This window comes from Streptomyces carminius, assembly GCF_002794255.1.
Lineage (GTDB): Bacteria > Actinomycetota > Actinomycetes > Streptomycetales > Streptomycetaceae > Streptomyces > Streptomyces carminius.
On the sequence record NZ_PGGW01000007.1, the window covers coordinates 24,422 to 43,692 of the forward strand.

The following is a 19,271-nucleotide window of genomic DNA, read 5'->3' on the forward strand; positions in this document are numbered from 1 at the left end:
CCCTGCCATGCCACAGCGACACGCAACAACCCCTCCCCGCCTCCCAGCACTCCAGGACGCCAGCAAAGAGACGGCAAAGGGGTTCTAGAAACCCAGGTCAGAAAGGTCCTCTCCGCGCGAGCGGAGGTGAGCCGAAGGCCCACGAGCAGGCCGCCGCCGAAGCCGAGTCCTCTCCGCGCGAGCGGAGGTGAGCCGTTCCGGCCGGCCGTCCTCCGCCGCGACCCCGTGTGCTCTCCGCGCGAGCGGAGGTGAGCCGTACGGCGTGAGGCCCCGCCGTTGATCCGTGTTGTGCTCTCCGCGCGAGCGGAGGTGAGCCGCACGGGTGGAAGCCGTGGGAGGGCCGCATCCTGTGCTCTCCGCGCGAGCGGAGGTGAGCCGCGGATGCGGTCGGCGCGGTGCCGTACGTGGTCGTGCTCTCCGCGCGAGCGGAGGTGAGCCGTCGTGGTCGTTCCGGCCGATGATGGCGACCGCGTGCTCTCCGCGCGAGCGGAGGTGAGCCGCGGATGCGGTCGGCGCGGTGCCGTACGTGGTCGTGCTCTCCGCGCGAGCGGAGGTGAGCCGGCGGCCAGGCCGGGGCGGAGCTTCTCGGACATGTGCTCTCCGCGCGAGCGGAGGTGAGCCGACCCGGCTACCACCCCGGGTCCATATCGACTCGTGCTCTCCGCGCGAGCGGAGGTGAGCCGTTCGGCGAGGACTGGCACGAGCGCCCGCCCACGTCCTCTCCGCACGAGCGGAGGTGAGCTAGCCCGTGCGAAGGCCCTTCTTGTCGGGTCGCTGTCCTCTCCGCGCGAGCGGAGGTGAGCCGCACGCGGACGACTTCGACGGCGACGGCTGGTAGTGCTCTCCGCGCGAGCGGAGGTGAGCCGGGGTAGCCGGTGGTGCACGGGCCGATCAGCTCGTGCTCTCCGCGCGAGCGGAGGTGTCCCGGAGAGGGGTGGCCGTGATGGATGAGTGGCTGCGTCCTCTCCGCGCGAGCGGAGGTGTCCCGCCCCGGGCACAGGCGAAGCCCCCACCGCGATGGTCCTCTCCGCGCGAGCGGAGGTAAGCCGGCGCGGCACGGCTGGGGTCTGGCCGCATGAGCGTGCTCTCCGCGCGAGCGGAGGTGAGCCGCACCCGGGCCGAGCGGCACCCGTCCTGGAGGGGTGCTCTCCGCGCGAGCGGAGGTGAGCCGCGCCCCGGCTACTGCTACCTGTGCGCGAATGGGTGCTCTCCGCGCAAGCGGAGGTAAGCCGTGGGGGAGGACGTGGGCGGCGGTCTCGGGCGGGTCCTCTCCGCGCGAGCGGAGGTGTCCCGCAGATCATCCTCGCCACGGTCCGGATGGGTCAGTCTTCTCCGCGCGAGCGGAGGTATCCCGTAGGCGGTGAACTCGATGCCGCCGTCCCTCACGCCCTCTCCGCGCGAGCGGAGGTGAGCCGTGCGTCCGGGAGGTGCGCACCAGCCACCGCCGTGGCGGCCCGAGGTCCTCTCCGCGCAAGCGGAGGTGAGCCGTACGTCATGCACTTCGGCCATGTCTAGGGTCCGTCCTCTCCGCGCGAGCGGAGGTGAACCGGCAGTCCCTTCACGTGCGGCTTGCCGCAGGGAGTGCTCTCCGCGCGAGCGGAGGTGAGCCCCCCGGCTTCGCGGCCACCCGGGAGCTGCTGCGTGCTCTCCGCGCGAGCGGAGGTGAGCCGCCCGTGGCTGCTGAGGCGCCGGTGGTGGTGGTGCGCTCTCCGCGCGAGCGGAGGTGTCCCGCTGGCACGAGAAGGAGCACGGGACCCGGAGGCGTGCTCTCCGCGCGAGCGGAGGTGAGCCGCAGACGATGGTCAGCGCGATGGACAAGCCAGCGTGCTCTCCGCGCGAGCGGAGGTAAGCCGTGGGGGAGGACGTGGGCGGCGGTCTCGGGCGGGTCCTCTCCGCGCGAGCGGAGGTGAGCCGCCACCACCACCGCATCCCGGCGTGCCCAGCCGGTGCTCTCCGCGCGAGCGGAGGTGAGCCGCCCTGACCGCCATCGAGGAGTCCGAGGCCCGCGTGCTCTCCGCGCGAGCGGAGGTGTCCCGTACACGAAGGCGACGCCGGAGCAGTCTCCGAGGTGCTCTCCGCGCGAGCGGAGGTGAGCCGGCGCCCAGGGCCGTTACGAGGGACTGTTCCGCGTCCTCTCCGCGCGAGCGGAGGTGAGCCGCACATGGTCGCCGAGGGAGTGCTGTACTCGGAGTCTTCTCCGCGCGAGCGGAGGTGAGCCGCTGTCCTCGCGAGCGGAGGCGTACTTCTTCGCGTGCTCTCCGCGCGAGCGGAGGTGAGCCGTCGCCGGGGGCGTAGACGAACACGTGGATGAAGTGCTCTCCGCGCGAGCGGAGGTGTCCCGGTGTGGTCGTCGGCCGCGTTGCGGCAGAGCCGGTCCTCTCCGCACGAGCGGAGGTGAACCGGCCCCTCGTACGGGCACGGTGCGATGGCTGGGGTGCTCTCCGCGCGAGCGGAGGTGAGCCGCGCAGGGCGAGCATGGGGCGCTCTCCCCCGGCGTGCTCTCCGCGCGAGCAGAGGTGAGCCGAGATCGAGCAGCGCGGCGACTACCGCGCCGAAGTGCTCTCCGCGCGAGCGGAGGTGAGCCGCTGGAGAGGCTGCGGAAGGTCAGCAAGGGCGTGTGCTCTCCGCGCGAGCGGAGGTGAGCCGCTGGAGAGGCTGCGGAAGGTCAGCAAGGGCGTGTGCTCTCCGCGCGAGCGGGGGTGTTCCGCCTGGGAGAACCGCCGCCCCGGCTACGCCTACGTGGTCCCCGCGCGAGCGGGGGTGTTCCGATGGTGGCGTAGATGCTCATGCTGCTCCGAGTGTGGTCCCCGCGCGAGCGGGGGTGTTCCGGTTCAGGTGACCGCCGTGACCGGCACGGCGCTGTGGTCCCCGCGCGAGCGGGGGTGTTCCGGTTCAGGTGACCGCCGTGACCGGCACGGCGCTGTGGTCCCCGCGCGAGCGGGGGTGTTCCGCCGGCCGGGTCGGTGGGGTAAGGGGCCGGGGGGTGGTCCCCGCGCGAGCGGGGGTGTTCCGGCGGCCCGGGATCGGGCCGTAGTCGACGGTGCGTGGTCCCCGCGCGAGCGGGGGTGTTCCGGAATGACCGTCGGCCCTGTCCGCCTGCTTGCCGTGGTCCCCGCGCGAGCGGGGGTGTTCCGACCTTCGCCATCCGCGGCGCCCGCACCAAGACGTGGTCCCTCGGTCCGGGACGTCACCGGCTGGCTCACCCGCCACCCCGACAGCCTGAGCGAGGACGAGTCGAACCAGCTGAAGGAACTACAGGCCCGCTGTCCCGCTCTCGCCCGCACCGCCGAGCACGTCCGCGCCTTCGCCGAACTGATGAACAACCGGCAAGGCCACCGGCTCCACAGATGGATCGCCGACGTCCGAACCGACGACCTACCCGCCCTCCACACCTTCGCAGGCGGCCTCGGCCATGACCTCAACGCCGTCGTCGCCGGGCTCACACTGCCCTACAGCTCAGGAGTCGTCGAAGGTCACAACAACAAGATCAAGATGCTCAAACGGCAGATGTATGGCCGTGCCAGCTTCGACCTCCTCCGCAAACGAGTCCTCCTCGAAGCGGCGGCCGGCCGTTCATGATCGTGGTTTCGGTGACCGTCCGTGGTGCCGGCACGGAAAGTGAGCCAGAACCACGATTCAGCCGTTACCGACACGCGCGAGCGGAGGTGAGCCGGCAGAGGTAGCCGTAGAGGTCGAGGAAAAGGAGTCCTCTCCGCGCGAGCGGAGGTGAGCCGCCATGTCCCGTCCCGGTTGACGCGGATCACGGGTGCTCTCCGCGCGAGCGGAGGTGAGCCGCACTCGGCGCCGACGGCGGTGGCCAGCTCCCGGTGCTCTCCGCACGAGCGGAGGTGTCCCGGCCGGCGTGGTGGAGAACGTGGTCGACGTCCGGTCCTCTCCGCACGAGCGGAGGTGCGCTGGCGTGGCAGGACGGTTCCGATATCGGGTGGCGGTGCTCTCCGCGCGAGCGGAGGTGAGCCGTAGTCGCTGCGGTAGTGCGTGACGACCGTGTGGTGCTCTCCGCGCGAGCGGAGGTGTCCCGTAGATGGCGGCGAAGCGCACAGCGGAGTGCTCGTCCTCTCTGCGCGAGCGGAGGTAAGCCGTCCCGGCAGTACGTCTCCGGGTAGACACTGGAGCCCTCTCCGCGCAAGCGGAGGTGAGCCGCAGGGGTACGGGGCCGACACGGTCACGCTGCTGTCCTCTCCGCGCGAGCGGAGGTGAGCCGCAGAGCGGCCTCGGCGATCAGTTGTGGGTCGCATCCTCTCCGCGCGAGCGGAGGTGAGCCGCCCCCGGTGAGGCCGGGGGCTGGTGGGGTTCTGTGCTCTCCGCGCGAGCGGAGGTAAGCCGAAACCGGCAGGCGGCGTTCCACCGGAAAGAGAGTCGTCTCCGCACGAGCGGAGGTGTCCCGGCCGTGCCCGGCCTCACGGTCCCCGGCAAGGTGTCCTCGCTGGGCGTGAAGCCCGTCCAGCCGCTGTCTCCGACCCCTGCGGCTACGCGTGCGAAGGGTCCAAGCAAGGCGCAGCAGGCGTTCCAGCGGGGCCTGGCGGCCCTCGCGCAGTGGGTGGAGCGGGAAGGTGCTCACCGGCCTGTTCCGCGCGGGCACGCTGAGGAGATGGCGGTCGACGGCGAGACGGAGCCGGTGATCGTCAAGCTCGGCGTACGGACATCGAACACCTGTGCGAGGCTGGACAAGCTCACCCAGGAGCAGCGGGACGTGCTGCGGGAACTGGGTATGGAGTGGGCGTGATGTCCCCCGGCCGACCGCTTCAGGAGGGAACCTCGGCCGGGGCTGCGGTCACCCGCGGCGGCCAGAGGGAGGGTCGCGGCGAAAGCGGTGGCGGGCCGGGCCAGAGCGGCGGGGTAGCCGGCGCCGTCCGGGCGAACGAGCTTGCCCGCGGCGGCAGCTCTGACCCCTGCTTGGTACCGCTGATACCGTAGGTACCATGTCGGATGCCAAGGCAATGAATCTGAGGTTCCCTGATCCGGAGCAGCGGGCCGCGATCGCAGCGGCCGCCCGGGAGGCGGGGGTCAGCATGCAGGAGTACATCCTGTCGGCCGCCTACGATCGCGCCACCGCTGTCGAGCAGAGCTTCCTGGATGGCTTCAAGGCGTCGATGGCCCGCAGCGGCGCGGCGTTCGCCGCCGAGCCCGACGCCGTCGACCCCTCCGCCGAGCAGCGGGCTGCCGAACTGGCTGCCCGGCGCGAGCTGGAGCAGCCCGGGCAGCCGGGGCGGGGCCACGCCGCGTGAGCCAGCCCGACCCGGTCCACCGGCTGGACGTCCCCTTCCTGCTGCACGCCGCCGAGCTGCTCGACGGTGATCCCCAGGTCGACGACTTGGGGCCGCTGTATGCCGCGGTCGCCCGCACAGGTGCCCGGGCCCTGGAGCGCGACGTCTACGGCTCGCTGTATCTCAAGGCCGGCTCGCTGCTGCAGACCCTGGCCAGGCTGCCCTGCCTGGAGCATTCCAACCAGGCCTTTGCCTGGCACTCGGCCGAGGCCTACCTCGCCCTGAACGGTCACCGGCTGGACTACCCGCCCAAGGAGGCCGTCGCCCTGGTGCGGGATGCGGCCTCCGGCGCGCTCGGGGTGGCCGGGATCGCCCGCCAGCTGCGCGCCTGGACCACCAGCGCCTGACCCGCCCGGCCACGGCCTGGGCTGGAACCTGAGCCGGCACCGCAGGCGCCGGGCCCCGGGAAGGTTCGACGTCACCGGCACTTGGCGTCTGCGGTACCCGGGAGCAGCTCTCGCCCTGATGCCGGGTCGGCGGCCCGGTGCCGGAGACCGCGCCCGATCATGCGGTACGGCGGGCCTCGCGCACAGATCACGCAGTGACACAGAGGGCAGGCCTCGCCGCTAGGCCGACGGGGTGGAACAGGTGTACGGCCAGTGGCTGGCCGCAGGTGAGCCGGAGCTGTACGACTACAGCCTCACCCGCACCGAGAGCGAGCAGTGGGCGTGGTGCCACGACGCGGCCACCGGCCCGCGCTGGCCAACCCACGCGGCGACCGCAGACCGCATCCCGCTGGCCGGATAATCCCCGCCCCGGGCGGCCGTCTCTTTGCCTGGCAGGAAAGGGTCCTGGGGCCGCCGACGCGCGCTATGGCCATGGCGGCGCTCGCGGCCGGTGGGGGCGGCACGGCCACCTCCAAACGGTGGAACCGGGTGCGGGTTTGCGGATCAGGTCAGAAGCCGGAGCCCGCGTCGGAGTCCGCATCCCGGCTGAGACGGCACAGCCGGCGGGTGTCAGTCGTGCTGCCACCAGGCCATTGCGAGGCCGGTCAGCAGTGCTCCGATGTGGCGGACGGCTCCGGTCAGGAGCGCTACGGAGACCAGGCGTCGCCACGAAGCGGGGGCGGGCGTCTTCTCGTCCTGCTGCGGGGCGGTGGAGGGGGTGCGGTTCTTCGGCATGGCGGGTGTCTTTCGTTTCGGGCAGGGCGCAGCGGTGCGCCGTGCGGGGTGTGGAGTGGTGCAGCGGGGCGGTGGGCGGGAGACGGCCGGGGTGTTGTGCTGCTGCGTTTGATCGTGGCAGCCGGGCGGTGGGCACTGCATCCCTGGCTGGGCTCCGGCTGGGGGAGGAACGATGTAATTTCCACCCCGTGCACACCTGGGAGAGCATCACCGGTCCCGGCAGCATCGACGATCTCGTCGCGGACGCCCACGCGGCCGGCTACCCGGACATGACCGCCCGCCGGATCCACGACTGGATCGCCAAAGGGCTGCTGGGTCCACCGCGTCTGCGGACCCGGCGGCGCGGCTCGGACAAGGCCGAGCACAGTGCCGACCAGCGTCGGCTGCTGCTGCTCCTGCTGGACAAGCGGCAGCAGGTGGCGCACTTGAACACACTCGCGCAGGTGCCGCTGGCCCTGTGGCTGTGGTGGGACGGCTATGTGTCCACGCGGCAGGCGCAGCGGGCGTGGGTGACCTGGGTGGGGCGTGGCCGGCGCAGCCAGGAGGTGGCGCGTGAGGGCGCCCTTGGTCTGCTGGAGCAGGTCGGGCACCAGCTGGCCACCGAGACGGCGCGGGCCCGGTTCGTGCGGGTCATCACCGAGCTGGGCACCGGCAAGACACTGACGGTGCGCGGGCGGGCCGAGCTGCTGGACGCCGTGCGGGATGTGATGGAACCCGAGTCGGTGTTCGCCGCCAGCGGCCTCGTCCGCGCGCTCGGCCCCGCGCAGGCACCGGTGACCGTGGATGCGGTCGTGACCCGTGTCGAGGCCCTGTGTGCCGCGCTGGGCCGCACCCTGGACGGGAAAGTGGACGACGCGCTGCTGGAACGGGCCCGCGCCGTCTACCGCGCTTCCACGGCCGATTACCTCGCCCAGCGCGGTGACCTTGCCGCCGGAGCCGGGCAACTGGCCGGTCTCTTTTGCGAACCGCCCCTGCAGGAACAGTTCGATCAGGCGGCACGGCAGCTGCTGTTCACTCTCGGCATGCACCTGCTCCACCGGCGTATGCGCCCGCGTCCCTGAACGGTCCCGGTCGCGGTCCTGGTCTCGCTCCAGCGGTGAGCGGCGCCGCGGGAGCGAGGCAGGGAAAGGGGACATGAGACCGCCACCGGCCGGCCGCTGAACCTGGCGCCGGGCAGAGCCTCCCAGGACCGCCAGTGCAGCCGCGCCTCTGCCCGCAGCCAGACTGTGACGGCCCCGCCCCCACGGAACCGCCCCCGCGGCCGCTGCGCGGCCTGAACCGCCCGGAGCGGTCCCGCGGACAGCACCATGAGCCAGTGGCGCGGGCCGCACGCCGCTCAAGGGTCGCCCGGGCCCCCGGGGCGGGTCAGGTTAGGGTCTCGGTCAGGGCCGCGGTCACTGCGGCGGCCAGGGCGAGGGTCGCGGCGAAAGCGGTGGCGGCCCGGGCCAGAGCGGCGGGGTAGTCGGCGCCGTCCAAACGAGCGAGCGTGCCCGCGCCGGCTGCGGCCAGCAGCGCGACGACGACCACGAGCGCGGTGGTGAGCAGAACAACGGCAAGACCAGGCACAACAGGCTCCTGACATGTCGGCGGGAACGATGCTGTGGCCGAAGGTGCCGGAACCGCTGCGCGCCATGGTCCGGCCGGGCGAAGATGAACACCGGCGAACACACACACCAGGGCGCGAGGGGCGGGCGCGTGCACGAGGAGCAGACCGGGCGTGAGGCGGCGCTCGCTGAACTTCGCGCGCGGCTGGCCGATGGGCTGGCCCGTGCCCGGCTGACCAAGACCCGGCTCGCCACCCAGGCAGATTTGGGTCGCACGACCGTGCAGCAGGTGTTCCAGAAGGCCGCGCCCGTGCCGTCGGCCGCCACGGTCGCGGCCTTGGCCCGCGTGCTGCGCCTGCCGGTCGAGGAGCTGCTGGCGCTGCGGCGGGCCGCGGCCGGGCAGGACGGCCCCGAGACCGCTGCCGGGACGGAGCAGGGGCCGGGCCGGCCGATCACCGAGTGGGATCCGCACGATCTGGAGGTCCACCCCGCCGGCACCGCTCCGACGCCCGGTCCGGCGGCGGAGCGGGTGCTGCCCGGCTACGTGCGGCGGGACCACGACCAGGCACTGGACCAGGCAGTGCGGGACGCCGCGGAGGGCTGCAGCCGGATGCTGGTCCTGGTCGGTACCTCCTCCACCGGCAAGACACGGGCCTGCTGGGAAGCCGTCCAGCCACTGGCCGGTGCCGGGTGGCGGCTGTGGCACCCCTTCGACCCCACCCGGGCCCACGCCGCGCTGGAAGACCTGCAGCGCGTGCAGCCGCGGACGGTGGTGTGGCTGAACGAAGCCCAGCACTACCTCGGCGACCCCCGCGTCGGTGAGGAGATCGCGGCCGCCGTCCACGCCCTGCTCACCGGCCCCGGCCGCGCACCGGTCCTGGTGCTGGGCACTCTGTGGCCGCAGTACGCCGACCAGTACACCGCCCTGCCCACCCCCGGGCAGCCGGACCCGCACAGCCGGGCGCGGGAACTCCTGGCCGGGCGCACCCTCACCGTCCCCGACACCTTCACGCCCGAGGCGCTGCGGGCGGCGGCCGCGCTCGCCCACAGTGGTGACGCCCTGCTGGCCGACGCCCTCACCCGCGCCCATGACCACGGACGCCTGGCCCAGGACCTGGCCGGCGCCCCCGAACTACTACGCCGCTACCACCACAGCACCCCCGCAGCCCGGGCGGTACTGGAAGCAGCGATGGACGCCCGCCGCCTCGGCGCAGGCCTCCATCTCCCCCAGAGCTTCCTGATCGACGCGGCCGCCAACTACCTGGACGACCACGACTACGACCAGCTCACCGAGGACTGGGTCGAGCATGCCTTCGCCGACCTCGCTCACCTGGTCCACGGCAGGCAAGCCTGCCTGCGCCGCGCCGCAGTCCGCCCCCGGCGGCGTCCACCCGGCAGTCCGAGGCCGGACGCCGTGCCTGCGTCGGGGGCCGGGCCGGTGTTCCGCCTCGCCGACTACCTCGAACAACACGGCCACACCACCCGCCGACACCTGTGCCCGCCCGCTTCCTTCTGGCACGCCGCCCACACCCACCTCACCCACCCCAACGACCTGCACAACCTCGCCCAGGCTGCCCAGGCCCGACACCGCCTCCAATGGGCCCACTACCTCTACCACCGAGCCGCCCACTACGGCAGCGCCGATTCCCTGACCGCTCTGACGGAGATGCGGGAGGAGGCCGGAGACCACAAGGACGCCGAACAGCTCGCCCACCAAGCCGCCCGCCAGGGCAACTCAAGCGCCCTGGCCACCCTGGCGGAGATACGGGAGGAGGCCGGAGACCGGCAGGACGCCGAACACCTCGCCCACCACGTCGCCGACCACGACGGCCCCTATGCCCTGGCCGAACTGGCGCAGATACGAGAGGAGGTCGGGGACCGACAGGGCGCTGAACACCTCGCCCACCAGGCCGCCGAAGCCGGCCACTCCTTCGCCTTGGCCCTCCTGGCGATGATGCGGGAACAGGCCGGGGATCAGGTGGGCGCCGAGCGGCTGTACCGCATCGCCGCCGACCACGGCGATCCCTACGCCTTGGTCGCCCTGGCGCAGTTGCGGGAGCAGGCCGGGGAAGCAGAAGAAGCCGAACGCCTCGCCCGACAAGCTGCCGAAGCCGGCCACCCCGAGGCCCTGGCCCGTCTGGCGCAGTTGCGGGAGCAGGCCGGGGAAGCAGAAGAAACCGAGCGCCTCGCCCGACAAGCCGCCGACTACGGCCTCGCCCCGGGCTCACGGGACACGGAACTGAGGCAGTGGTGGCCGTACGGGCTGGACCCGGACAGCACGCCCACGCCCCCCTGGCAGTAGGGCACCGTCACCTGCCCCACCACCCGGACGGCGAACCGGAAGAGCGCGCCAGGGGGCCTGTGCGGCGGGGCCAGCAGTTACCTTCACCACGCCCGGTGCGGCCCCGGTAAAGGTAGCTGTGGTGATTTCAGGAGTGCGCGGAAGAAGGTGGTGAACACAGTCCGGGCGCGGTCTCGGTCACACCGCTCCTCGCGGCGCACCCGTACGCCGATCACGGGCCAGAGCTCGCCGGTCGGCACCAGGTGACGGATCTCGTCCTGGGCCACCTGTTCCTCCGCGCGCTCGGATCGGTTATCGCGGTATCGCCGCCAGGGCCCCGCACCGGGGTTGGTCAGTACCCGCCGCGTGGGCGGGCGCAGGGTGCCGTCAGTCATCGGCGCCCGGGGGTGGCCGAGGAGGTTGTGGCGTGCCGGGCGTCAGGGCGGGTGGAGCGGGGAGCCGCGGCGTGGTTGGGCGCACCGTTGGCCGGGTCGCACCGCGTGCCTGCCGGTCCAGTTGACGCCGTTCCGACCGGGGGTAGCGCTGCCTGTACTCTAGCGAGCCCCGCCGGGCCCCTCGCCAGGCTGCTGAAACCGCAGATCCCGGCGTCTTGCCGTACGTCGCAGACCTCAGCGAGGAGGACGGAGAGCGCGAGGAAGCCGAGCGGCTCTACTGCATCGCCATCGACGCCGGGGAGGTCCCGGAACCCGGTCAGTTGCGGAAGGTGGCGAAGCTGTACGGCGAGGTACCGGAAGAGCACCTACTGCGCTATGGCCTGGAAGCGGACGGGACACCAGCCCTGGCCGTGGCCAGAACCACACAACGAACGAGTCCTGAGGGCAGTCGGCCCTGCGGCCTTCTCCAGTGGCTGCTGTGCAGGTCTTTGCGGCAGCCATAAAGAGCAGCTGGGGGTTGCGGCCGCCGGATCCTCAGCGTGTCCGCGATGAGGGACCTGAGAGGTGATCCCTCCCAGATCGAGGCCGCCTCTAACTGCGTCTCGCCTGCTCGGAATCCTCCACCGCTAGCATCCCACCCGTGGACCCTGAATCCCGGTTGAACCTCAAGCCCCTTCTCCCTCCCGGCCGGATGGTCGCGTCCGACGAAGGTGCCGGAGGTGTGCAGCCCCTGTGGCTCAGTGACGGGCCGGTCACGGCTGGGCTGTGGGAACGGATCCACGCCGAACACCCACGCTCCGGCCTGTGGCCACTGCTGCTGGACGCCCTGGACCCGGGCGACGACGACTTCCGCCCGTGGGGCTCGGGTGAGATTTTCCCTAAGCGAATGTCCTCCGCGGCGAGCCATGACCCGGCGGGCGTCCTCGCACAGTGGTGGGCGATGCATACCGCCGTCGACGACGGCATGCTCTCCTCCGAGAGGCGTCTCGCCGTCACGGCCCCCTTCGGGCAGAGCTGGCCTGGTCTCGCGCCCGGCAGAGAGGCGGCAACCAGCGCCGACCAACTGGCTGCCGAGTTCGCGCAGGCGTTCCTCTCCGACCGCCCGCTGTCACGACTGGGGCTGGTCGCCGCCGCATCCGGCGCCGAGGCCCTCTCGGTCGCAGGCTGGGACGGACCCTGCAACTACGACAACGACACCGCGAAGTTCTCAGCGGTCGTCCGCGACTGGGAGCACCGGTTCGGCGCTCGTGTCGTCGCGGTCGGGTTCTCCACCCTGCATCTCAGCGTCGCGGCTCCACCGGTGAACGAGGAGGACGCTCTCTTGGTCGCCGCGGAGCACTTCGCCTTCTGCCCGGACAACGTCTGGCAGGGCCGCTGGCCGTACACCCTGGCCGCGTACGCCGAGCGGATCACCGATGCCCACTCCTGGGACTTCTGGTGGGACTGATCCCATCCGGGAAACGAGCAGCCGCCTGGCGAGAAGCGATCTTCGTTCGCCTCTGAAGCCCCTGCTCACCCCCACCTGTGAACAGCCCTTGAGGAAGCAGCTCACGACCGGCAGGCATTCTCCCTGCGGGGCGTAGCAGATCAGCCCGTGCTCGATGAAAAGATTGAGGCCCGGAAGCAGTTCCTGGGCGACCACGACAAGCCCATCGACGTCCAATTCGACCTGCTCCTCGCCCCGCCACTCCAGCAGCCGCCAACCGACAGCCCGACGATGCAGGACGGTCCAGAGCCCGTCGGCCAGGCGGGAGACGAGCGATGATCAGTCTGCGGGAACACCAGGCGGAGGCCGTCTCGCAGCTCCGCACGTGGGCGGGATTCCCTGTACGCGCGTCTGCTCCCTCTCAAGGGCTCCGTGCGACGGTGGTCTCCGCGACCGGCTCCGGGAAGACGATCACGGCCGCGTGGGCGGCGCTGGAGCGCTTCAGAGGCGGGCGAATCCTCGTCATGGTCCCCACCCTCGACCTGCTCGTGCAGACCGCGCAGGCGTGGCGGAGGGTCGGCCACACGGGGCCGATGGTCGCGGTGTGTTCGCTGGAGAAGGACGACGTCCTGGAGCAGCTGGGCGTACGGACCACCACGAATGCGATCCAGTTGGCGCTGTGGGCGGGGAAGGGGCCGGTGGTCGTGTTCGCCACGTACGCCTCCCTGGTGGATCGCGACGACCCGGAGGACCTGTTGGGTCAGCGGAAGGTCCGCGGGCCGCTGGAGGCTGCTCTGGCAGGCGGAGAGCGGCTGTACGGCCAGACAATGGCCGGCTTCGAACTCGCCGTCGTCGACGAAGCCCACTCAACCACTGGTGATCTTGGGCGGCCGTGGGCGGCGATCCACGACAACACCCGCATCCCCGCTGACTTCCGGCTCTACCTCACCGCCACCCCCCGCATCCTCGCCTCGCCCCGGCCGCAAAGGGGCAGGGACGGCCAGGAGCTGGAGATCGCCACCATGGCGTCCGACCCGGGCGGCCTGTATGGCGAGTGGATCTACGAGCTCGAACTGTCCGAGGCGATCGAACGCGGCATCCTCGCCCGGTTCGAGATCGACGTGCTGGAGATTCACGACCCCTCCCCCGTCCAGGAAGTATCAGAGGAGGCGCAGCGGGGCCGGCGGCTGGCGCTGCTGCAGACTGCGCTCCTGGAGCACGCCGCCGCGCGGAACCTGCGCACGGTCATGACCTTCCACCAGCGGGTGGAGGAGGCGATGGCGTTCGCGGAGAAGATGCCGCAGACGGCCGCCGAGCTGTACGCGGCCGAAGTCTCTGACGAGGCTCTGGCCGACGCGGAGGCCCTGCCGAAGTCGTCGATCGACGCTGAGTTCTACGAGCTGGAGGCCGGCCGTCACGTACCCCCGGATCGGGTGTGGTCGGCATGGCTGTGCGGCGACCACCTCGTCGCTAAGCGACGGGAAGCTCTACGGCAGTTCGCCAACGGCGTCGACGCAGACAACCGCCGCGTACACCGCGCCTTCCTCGCCTCCGTCCGGGTGCTCGGCGAGGGCGTCGACATCGTCGGCGAGCGGGGCGTTGAGGCGGTGTGCTTCGCCGACACCCGCGGCTCCCAAGTCGAGATCGTCCAGAACATCGGCCGCGCCCTGCGGCCCAACCCCGACGGCACGGCCAAGACCGCCAGGATCATCGTCCCCGTCTTCCTCCAGCCCGGCGAGGACCCGACCGACATGGTCGCCTCCGCCTCGTTCGCACCCCTCGTAGCCGTCCTCCAAGGCCTGCGCTCACACTCGGAACGCCTCGTCGAGCAGCTCGCCAGCCGGGCGCTGAGCAGCGGGCGGCGGCAGGTGCACGTGAAGCGGGATGAGGCCGGGCGGATCATCGGCACCGCGGCCGGAGGAGAAGGCGGGCCGGACGAGGCCGAGGGCGCGGTGGAGTCAGCGCTGCTGCACTTCTCCACCCCAAGGGACGCGGCGACGATCGCGGCGTTCTTGCGCACCCGGGTGTACCGGCCCGAGTCGTTGGTGTGGCTGGAGGGTTATCAGGCCCTGCTGCGCTGGCGCCAGCAGAACGAGATCACCGGGCTGTACGCAGTCCCGTACGACACCGAGACCGCAGTCGGCGCCACCAAGGCGTTCCCGCTGGGGCGGTGGGTCCACCAGCAGCGGCGCGTGTACCGCGCGGGCGAACTCGATCCCCACCGCAAGATGCTGCTCGACGAGGCCGGGATGGTGTGGGAACCCGGCGACGAAGCCTGGGAGAACAAACTCGCCGTGCTGCGCTCCTACCGGCGCGCCCACGGGCACCTCGCCCCCAGACGCGACGCCGTATGGGGCGACGCCCACAGTGAACTGGTCCCGGTCGGGAAGCACATGGCCAACCTCCGCCGCAAGGACGGCCTCGGCAAGAACCCCGAACGCGCCGCAACGCGGGCCGCACAGCTCGCCCAGATCGACCCCGACTGGAACTGCCCCTGGCCACTGGACTGGCAACGCCACTACCGCGTCCTCACCGACCTCGCCGCCGACGAACCCCACGGCCGACTCCCCGACATCGCCCCCGGCGTCCTCTACGAAGGAGACGACCTCGGCAAATGGCTCCAGCGACAACGCCGCAGCTGGGCGGAACTCACCGAAGAACAGCAGCAGCGGCTGGCGAGGCTGGGCGTAACGCTTGCCGAGCGGCCCGCCTCGGCCCCGACGGCCAAGGGCGGAGGGAAAGGATCAGCCTTCCAACGCGGCGTCACCGCCCTCGCCCAGTGGATCGAACGGGAAGGCGACCGGCCGGTACCACGCGGCCACAGCGAAGAAATCGCAGTCGACGGCGAGGCCGAGCCGGTGGTCGTGAAACAGGGTGTGTGGGTTTCCAACACCAAGACCCGCCGCCACAAACTCACCCACGGCCAGCGCGCCGCCCTCGCCGAACTCGGAGTCGAGTGGGCGTAGCAGCAGGTCTGTCGGGTTGCTGAAGCGTGGCGTGTCCTGAGGGCGCGCCTGGCGTCCTCAGCGGTTCGTGTTCTCCTCTCGGATCATCCGTCGAAGGCTGGTACGCGCTGCCGCCAGGTCTGTTTCTAGGGTGCCCACGCGGGCGTGGAGCCGGTGGTTGTCGTCGGTGGCCTGTTGGAGGCTGTCTTCGAGCCGTTGGTTGTTCCGGGTCAGTTCGTCGATGCGTTCGGTCAGGTACCTGGTGTCGAGGGTGTCGAGTTGCTGTCCGAGCTGGTGTTGAATGGCCTGCCGCATCCGGTCTCTGTCTTCTTTCAGAGTCCGGATTTCTTGTCTGGCGAGCTCGAGTTCTGTGCGCAACGTGGCGGTGGTGCTGCGGGTACGGGCGTAGGGGGTGGTGGTGTGCTGGCGTTGTTGTGCGGCTTCGATGTGCTCGCGGATGCCTTCGGTGTAGGTGAGCCAGGTGGAGACGCCGGCAGTGCGGGCGACCGCGGCGTGGGTGATTTTCTTGCCCTGCTGTTCCAGGGTGGTGAGTGCGGTCAGGGCTCGCTGGCGTTTGTCGAGGCTGGCGCGGCGGCGGGCCTGGGCGAGGGTGTGCGGGTTGCCGTTGGGGTTCATGCCGGGTCGGTCCTGGAGACGACGGTGAGCGGCAGGAGGGCGTGGGTGTTGCCAGCGCGGGCTTTGCGCAGGATGGTGCTGGCCTCCTCGATCTCCTGGCGTTCTGTGGCGGGCAGTGCGGCGAGGCGGCGGCGCATGCGGTCGGTGACCTGCTCGAAAGCGGTGATCTGGGCGGTGAAGGCGCTGATGACGAACTCGGCGGCGTCCATGGCCTGGGCTGTTTCGCGGTCGGCGCGTAGTTCGTTGATGTGCTGTTCGATCGCCGGGAGGTAGGAAGGATCGGGGCGGTAGAAGCCGCAGCCGGCGCACTGGAAGCGGATGGGGCAGGAGCCGCCTGCGGCTTTGACGTTGCTGGGTTCGGTGCATCCGCCGTAGGGGACGGCGACGGAGCGCAGTTCGTAGGCGGCCTCGGAGCTGGGCCTGGGGCAGCCGTGGTTGTCGACGACGTGGGCGGCGAGCTTCGTGACGGCGTCGCGTTTTCGTTTCAGGGAGACGGTGTAGTAGCGCTGGGTGGTGCTGACCGACTTGTGATCCATCAATTCGCGCAGGACGTCGAGCGGGGTCCCTGCGTCGGCGTGGCGTTGGGCGTAGGAGTGGCGGAAGGCGTACGCGTAGATGAGGGTGCGGTCGAAGGGCAGCGTATTGCCCTGTGCGTCTGTGCCTTCTGCGTGCAGGTGGGGGATGGAGTCGACCCAGTGGCGCAGGGTCTCGCTGAGGTAGCTGGTGTGCAGGTAGGGGCGGGTTGAGAGGTGGGTGAGGGCTGGGAAGAGGTAGTCGGCGCCCGCAGGCGGAAGGCTGGGGTGGAGCTGCTCTCGGCGTTCTTGCCAGGTGCGGATGGCGTGGGCGGTGGGCGTGGTGATGGGCAGACGCCTGCGGTGGCGGCGGGCCTTGTGGTTGTTCCAGACCAGAGAGATCTGGTCGTTGCGGGTTTCCAGGCAGTCGCGGGGCAGAGAGCAGACTTCCAGGGGCCGGCGTCCGGTGTCTTTGAGCAGGATGTACAGCGTGCGGTACATCAACTGTAGGTCGTCGGCGGCGAGGGAGCGCTGGCCGCGGGCCCGCCCCAGGCCGAGGAGGTCGAGGTGGGCATCGAGCTGACGGATCACCGGTTCGGGGATCGCCTTGCCGATCTCGTCCTCGTTGGTTTCCTGTTCGGGGATGCGGTGAAGGGCGGGGTCACGGACGAAGGCGGCCGAGAGGGTGCCAGCGGTGCCTGAGCGTCGGCCGTAGTCGATCAAGGCGAAGAAGTGGCTGGCGATGGACATGCGGTAGTTCCACCCGGCCGGTTCGCCGTCCAGCTTCAGTGCGGTGCGGAACGCTTCGACCACAGCGGTGACGTCGTCGTAGCGCAAGCCGGCAGGGTCGTCGGTTCCGGGCCGTGAAGCGAGAGCCCGGGAGGCAAGCTCGACGCCGCGCAGGGTCCGGCCGAACGCGTCCGCGTCAGGGCGCTGCTGGACGGTCCAGGTGCGCAGCAGGCCGCGCAGCCACGGCTGCCGGATGGTGCGCAGGTCAACGGTCTTGGGGTGGCGGATGCCGGCCGGGGTGCGGGAGCGCTGACCGAGCGCCCGCAGGTCCAGGACGTCGTCCTGCGCCGGCGCGGTGCCGGTGTACTGCGCGTGCCCCGCCTGGACCGCCGTACGCACGCGGCCGAGCATCCGCAAGACCGCGACAGTGGAGCGAGGGCACATCTGCTGGTCCGTGATGTCGCCGATGAGCGTGCCGGTCTTAGCCAGGTCCCGGACCATGCGGCGGACCTGCGGAGGCTCGAAGATCCGCAGCCACGGGTCCACCTGCTGCAGGCCGTAGAGGACCTCCCAGCGCAGCAGCTCGGGCAGCGGTAGAAGGCTGAACTGGTGCGAGGCTAGGTATGGGGGCTGCTGAGCCGCCCACGGCGCCACGTCCGCGTCTGGGTGGGTACGGCGGTGCTCGCGGAAGCGCTGCGCGTGGTGACGGCACAGGCCCCGGCCGTACAGGCCCGGCAGCGGGCAGGCGGGAGCCGGGCAGACGGGAACATCCGTGTAGGGGACGGCGGTGTCCTCCCACCGGCCAGCGGCGTTGCGGGTGGTGTGGGTTTTCCACTTCGTGTAGTGCGTGGCGCACAGTTCTTTGCAGTGGCGGGGCCGGACACAACGCTGCCCGTCCTTCGTGAAGCGGCACTGCTCCGGAACACCGCCGAAAGGGACCCGATTGCGCACCGGTACGAAGGCCCGCGCGAACTCCGCGTCGGGCAACGGTGACCGTTTCTGCTCCTCCTTGCAGAAAGGGCAGAAGATGTTGGCCGGTGAGACCACGGTGTCGCACGCCTCCGTACGGCACAGCGCAACCGAGCTGCGCGGCTCGTGGACGCTGCCGGTGAACAGCCAGCAGTCCTGTCGCCATTCACTCGTCCGCCAGACGGGATCCAGATGGCCTCGCAGCCATGCAGCCCATCCCCCCGTTGCCGAGTTCCTCCGCGTTTTCGGTGCGCGGTGCGGGCAGCCGCGAGAGAGCGGGCACGATGCTCATCGGTACTCCCTCAGGGAGCCGACGCGTTCAACCGCTGCCCGTGCTTCGACGTCGTCGACGTGCCGGTAGCGCTCCATCGACAACGGGGAAGCATGACCAAGGAGCCGCTGGACCACGTCGCGGTCGACGCCGTCGCGCAGCCAGCGGGTCGCCGCCGAGTGACGCAGCATGTGCGGACGGCACGCATGATCGACGGTGCGGGCCAGGCGGTCGAACATCTCCTTGGCATTCGGGTACGACATCGCCCGGCCCAGCGGCTGGCGGAACAGGTTCACGAAGACCATCTCCGACTCCGCAGCCTCGGACACATCGTCGCGTTCGTACTGGTAGTCGGTGTAGAGGGCCACGAGGTCGGCGGTGACCGGCACGAAGCGGTGATGCCGGGACTTCGCCAGAGCATGGTTGGGGTTGTCGGTGCGGCGGCGGACATGCACGTGCGGGCCCTCGATGCCGCAGCCCACAGCGCGGGAGGAGGCCAGCAGGTGCATGTCGCCGCGGTGCAGCCCGAGCGCCTCGCCGATCCGCAGCCCCGTACACGCCAGCAGCGCGATCAGGAAACGGTCCCGGGCACTCGGAGCCGCATCGATCATCCGGCGGATCTGCTCACCGCTGAGGTCCTCATAGCCCGGCTCGGTGACCTTGAAGCGGAACACGCCTACCTCGACCGGGCGCCGCCGGCCCGACTCGCCGGTATCGAAGCCGGGCGGGGTGAAACGCAGCAACTTCGGCTGCGACAGCAGCCCAGCCGTGTCGGCCGGCACCCAGCCGTGCGCAGCGCCGAACCGCAGGAACTCCCCCACTACCGTCATGATCGCGTTCGCCGTTCCCCGGGAGCGGTAACGGGCCGGACCCGGCCGCGCCTGGCCGACCCGGTGCTGGACAGGGGTCTCGACCAGCCACCGCTGCAGCCCGGCCAGATCCAGGAAGCCGGGGATCCGCCAGTCCAGCCGCCGCACCCGGCAGTAACTCAAGTACAGGGCGACCCGCCCCGCATACGCGCGCTCGGTGTTCGGCGAACACCCCCGCGCCCGCAACGACGCCAGGAACGCCACCGCCTCGGTCTGCAGATCAAACGAACCGGCGTCGACCACCACCCACCGCACCACACCGGTCACGGGAGAAACAGCACGCTCCGC

Annotated in this window: 14 protein-coding genes and 1 pseudogene; 10 read left to right on the forward strand and 5 right to left on the reverse strand. The window is 71.1% G+C overall.

What is annotated here, in order from left to right:
* Positions 1-3,075 precede the first annotated feature (3,075 nt).
* From CUT44_RS00670 to CUT44_RS32925, 5 genes and pseudogenes are all read left to right on the forward strand, one after another.
* Positions 3,076-3,579, forward strand: coding sequence for a transposase (locus CUT44_RS00670; protein ID WP_408646691.1), 504 nt, complete (start codon positions 3,076-3,078; stop codon positions 3,577-3,579).
* An 853-nt stretch (positions 3,580-4,432) separates the two neighbouring features.
* Positions 4,433-4,744 (forward strand): annotated as a pseudogene (locus CUT44_RS00675) (helicase associated domain-containing protein); the annotation flags it as partial.
* Between the two features lie 214 nt (positions 4,745-4,958).
* Positions 4,959-5,246 carry a type II toxin -antitoxin system TacA 1-like antitoxin gene (locus CUT44_RS00685; RefSeq protein WP_100200117.1) on the forward strand — a complete coding sequence of 96 codons (288 nt, stop codon included), beginning with the start codon at positions 4,959-4,961 and terminating at the stop codon, positions 5,244-5,246.
* The gene (locus CUT44_RS00690; RefSeq protein WP_100200118.1) at positions 5,243-5,632 is read left to right on the forward strand and encodes a fic family toxin-antitoxin system, toxin component; all 390 of its coding nucleotides are present in this window, start codon (positions 5,243-5,245) and stop codon (positions 5,630-5,632) included. Before CUT44_RS00685 ends, CUT44_RS00690 begins: the two co-directional genes overlap by 4 nt.
* Positions 5,633-5,864: 232 nt before the next feature.
* Positions 5,865-6,032 carry a hypothetical protein gene (locus CUT44_RS32925; RefSeq protein WP_158239545.1) on the forward strand — a complete coding sequence of 56 codons (168 nt, stop codon included), beginning with the start codon at positions 5,865-5,867 and terminating at the stop codon, positions 6,030-6,032.
* 209 nt (positions 6,033-6,241) lie between these two features.
* On the opposite strand, the gene CUT44_RS32930 is transcribed toward CUT44_RS32925, so the two are convergent.
* Positions 6,242-6,406: a hypothetical protein gene (locus tag CUT44_RS32930; RefSeq protein WP_158239546.1), complete on the reverse strand. Its 165-nt coding sequence runs from the start codon at positions 6,404-6,406 to the stop codon at positions 6,242-6,244.
* A gap of 188 nt (positions 6,407-6,594) precedes the next feature.
* Between CUT44_RS32930 and CUT44_RS00695 the strand changes: the two genes are divergently transcribed.
* Complete coding sequence (locus CUT44_RS00695) at positions 6,595-7,467, forward strand: hypothetical protein (protein ID WP_100200119.1); 873 nt, start codon at positions 6,595-6,597, stop codon at positions 7,465-7,467.
* Between the two features lie 304 nt (positions 7,468-7,771).
* Here the strand turns inward: CUT44_RS00695 and CUT44_RS00700 are convergent, their stop codons facing one another.
* Positions 7,772-7,972: a hypothetical protein gene (locus tag CUT44_RS00700; RefSeq protein WP_100200120.1), complete on the reverse strand. Its 201-nt coding sequence runs from the start codon at positions 7,970-7,972 to the stop codon at positions 7,772-7,774.
* Between the two features lie 129 nt (positions 7,973-8,101).
* On the opposite strand from CUT44_RS00700, the gene CUT44_RS00705 reads away from it, so the two are divergent.
* The 4 genes from CUT44_RS00705 (at position 8,102) to CUT44_RS00720 (ending at position 15,018) form a co-directional block, all read left to right on the forward strand.
* On the forward strand, positions 8,102-10,252 hold the full coding sequence (locus tag CUT44_RS00705) for a helix-turn-helix domain-containing protein (RefSeq protein WP_146252148.1): 2,151 nt from the start codon (positions 8,102-8,104) through the stop codon (positions 10,250-10,252).
* Between the two features lie 1,014 nt (positions 10,253-11,266).
* Positions 11,267-12,073 carry a DUF4253 domain-containing protein gene (locus CUT44_RS00715; RefSeq protein ID WP_233221052.1) on the forward strand — a complete coding sequence of 269 codons (807 nt, stop codon included), beginning with the start codon at positions 11,267-11,269 and terminating at the stop codon, positions 12,071-12,073.
* Positions 12,074-12,220: 147 nt separating this feature from the next.
* Positions 12,221-12,391 carry a hypothetical protein gene (locus CUT44_RS32935; RefSeq protein ID WP_158239547.1) on the forward strand — a complete coding sequence of 57 codons (171 nt, stop codon included), beginning with the start codon at positions 12,221-12,223 and terminating at the stop codon, positions 12,389-12,391.
* The gene (locus CUT44_RS00720) at positions 12,388-15,018 is read left to right on the forward strand and encodes a DEAD/DEAH box helicase (RefSeq protein WP_100200123.1); all 2,631 of its coding nucleotides are present in this window, start codon (positions 12,388-12,390) and stop codon (positions 15,016-15,018) included. The genes CUT44_RS32935 and CUT44_RS00720 overlap by 4 nt, the downstream gene beginning before the upstream one ends.
* Before the next feature lie 57 nt (positions 15,019-15,075).
* Here CUT44_RS00720 and CUT44_RS00725 read toward each other — a convergent pair whose 3' ends face one another.
* The 3 genes from CUT44_RS00725 to CUT44_RS00735 form a co-directional block, all read right to left on the reverse strand.
* Positions 15,076-15,633, reverse strand: coding sequence for a DUF6262 family protein (locus tag CUT44_RS00725; RefSeq protein WP_199185530.1), 558 nt, complete (start codon positions 15,631-15,633; stop codon positions 15,076-15,078).
* Complete coding sequence (locus tag CUT44_RS00730) at positions 15,630-17,921, reverse strand: tyrosine-type recombinase/integrase (RefSeq protein ID WP_100200124.1); 2,292 nt, start codon at positions 17,919-17,921, stop codon at positions 15,630-15,632. The genes CUT44_RS00725 and CUT44_RS00730 overlap by 4 nt, the downstream gene beginning before the upstream one ends.
* A gap of 210 nt (positions 17,922-18,131) precedes the next feature.
* A complete protein-coding gene (locus CUT44_RS00735) occupies positions 18,132-19,250 on the reverse strand; it encodes a tyrosine-type recombinase/integrase (RefSeq protein ID WP_233221060.1) in 1,119 nt (372 codons plus the stop codon).
* Positions 19,251-19,271: the final 21 nt, after the last annotated feature.